Below are 2,052 nucleotides of genomic sequence, written 5' to 3'. Positions count from 1 at the left end.
CGGCCAAGACGCTGTCGTCCGAAAGCACCCGCCTGCGCGCCGAGCTCGATCGCTTCATGGGCAATATCAGGGCGGCGTAAGGCCCTGAGGCGCTCGCTGTCGCTCCATCCTCTGCTGTCGTCCCGCGCATGCGGGGACCCACTACAGGAAGCGGCTATGGAGCGACGCCTGCAACTCCGAGTCTTCGGCAGATTTCTCCCCGTGGACGCGACGAGCGCAAGCGCTCGCGCGGGGGGGGGGCGGATCTTCGCTCCGCTCGTCCGGGACGACAGCGAGGATGGGCGGAGCACTCAATTGCCAACAGCGCGGGAAAGCGCGCCTTAACAATTCCCTGCGTCACCTGACCGCCAGTTGCGGCGCCACAAATTTACCACAGCTTATCCTTTGCCGATTACCGTGCAGACGAGTCAGGAAGCGGGCTGCTTCCGGACTGCGCCTGGTTTTCCGCGAATGGAATGGGGTGGGGGAATGTCGGTCACGTCGAAGTCGAGCCAATCGAAGCTGCCAACGCTGCGTTTTCGTGCAAAAATCATCCTCGGCTTCGTGGCAGTGCTAGCCATCCTCGCCGTCAGCATGGGTTTCGCCTATTTCGGCTTCGAGCGGATTGCAGGTGCCGTGGCCTCCTATCGCACCAGCGTCTCGGAAGCCGATCTGGCGCGGACGGTCGATCGCGAGCTGATTGCCTATCAAGGGCTGGCACGGGCCTACACCCTGACCGGGGCGAACGATGACGAGACCGCAGCCAAGGCAGCCGAAGAGAATCTGAAGAGCGCCATCGCCAAGTCGATGTCGGCCACCACCGGCGCTGCACGCCGTGAGCAGGTCGGCAAGCTCGAGGCCGAGTTCCAGCGCTTCACGAAGGTGTTCGGGGAGATCATTACCCTGACGCGCGAGAACAACAAGATCGCGGCCGATGAGCTCAACAGTGTCGGCAACAAGATCCGCTTCAAGTTCGACGATCTCGCCGATACGGCCGCGCTGGCGGGACTGGCGTCGGTCCAGACCACGGCCAAGGACATCACCTCGCAATATCTGGCGGTCTCCACCTCGGTCAGCGCCTTCGTCGCAAAGCCGGAGCCCAAGACCGCCGACGGCGTGATCGCCCGTATCAAGTTCCTGGAGACACTGCTGGTCTCGATCTATGCCAGCGACCAGAAGATCACCGACCGCGTCAAGGAGATCGGCGATCTCCTGAAGCAGTACCGCACCTCCTTCGCAAAGCTGACCGAGAACGTGAAGGTCATCGTCAAGTCGAATGGCGAGATGACCAAGACGGCGGCGACCATTCTCAAGCTCTCGGGCGAGCTGCGTTCGGATCTCACCGCCGACCAGCAGCGCATCGAGGCGAGCGCCAATGCGACCATCGGCGAGACCGAGCAGTTGATGCTGATGATGGCCCTGGGCGGGCTGGCCGTGGGCGCCGTTCTGGCCTTGTGGCTCGGCAACGGCATCTCGCGTCCGATGATCGCGATGTGCAAGGCGATGCGCGAGCTGGCGTCGGGCAATTTCGACGTGGTGCTGCCGGGCCTCGGCCGCAAGGACGAGATCGGCGAGATGGCCGGCGCGGTCGAGGAGTTCAAGGTTCAGGCGGTCGCCAAGGCCGAGCGCGATGCCGCCGCCAGCGAAGTCCAGAACCGCGAGCAGGCCGCAAGCCGCCGCGCCGAGCTGATCCGCTTCGCCGACGATTTCGAAAGCGCGGTCGGCGCCATCGTCTCCAACGTCTCGGCCTCGGCCGTGCAGCTGGAATCGGCGGCGTCCACGCTGACGCGTACCGCCGAGACCACCCAGAGCCTGTCGAGCCAGGTCGCCGGGGTGTCCGAGCAGGCCTCTTCCAACATGCAGTCCGTCGCCACCGCGACCGAAGAGCTCTCGGCCTCGGTCGAGGAGATCGGCCGCCAGGTCCGCGACTCCAACCGTATTGCGGAAGCTGCCGTGGTGCAGGCCAGGGAGACCGACGGCCGGATCGGCAAGCTCTCGCATGCGGCCCAGCAGATCGGCGAGGTGGTCAAGCTGATCACGGCGATCGCCGAGCAGACCAATCTTCTGGCGCTC

At 64.7% G+C, this 2,052-nt stretch carries 1 protein-coding gene; it reads left to right on the top strand.

The annotated features are described in order from the left end of the window. Nucleotides 1–468: 468 nt before the first annotated feature. The coding region (locus tag CO669_RS32650; protein ID WP_198964378.1) for a methyl-accepting chemotaxis protein at nt 469–2,052 on the top strand (1,584 nt) is incomplete at its 3' end.

The organism is Bradyrhizobium sp. Y36 (assembly GCF_002531575.1).
In the GTDB taxonomy this organism is placed as follows: Bacteria; Pseudomonadota; Alphaproteobacteria; order Rhizobiales; family Xanthobacteraceae; genus Bradyrhizobium.
This window is presented reverse-complemented; position numbering and strand designations above follow the sequence as displayed.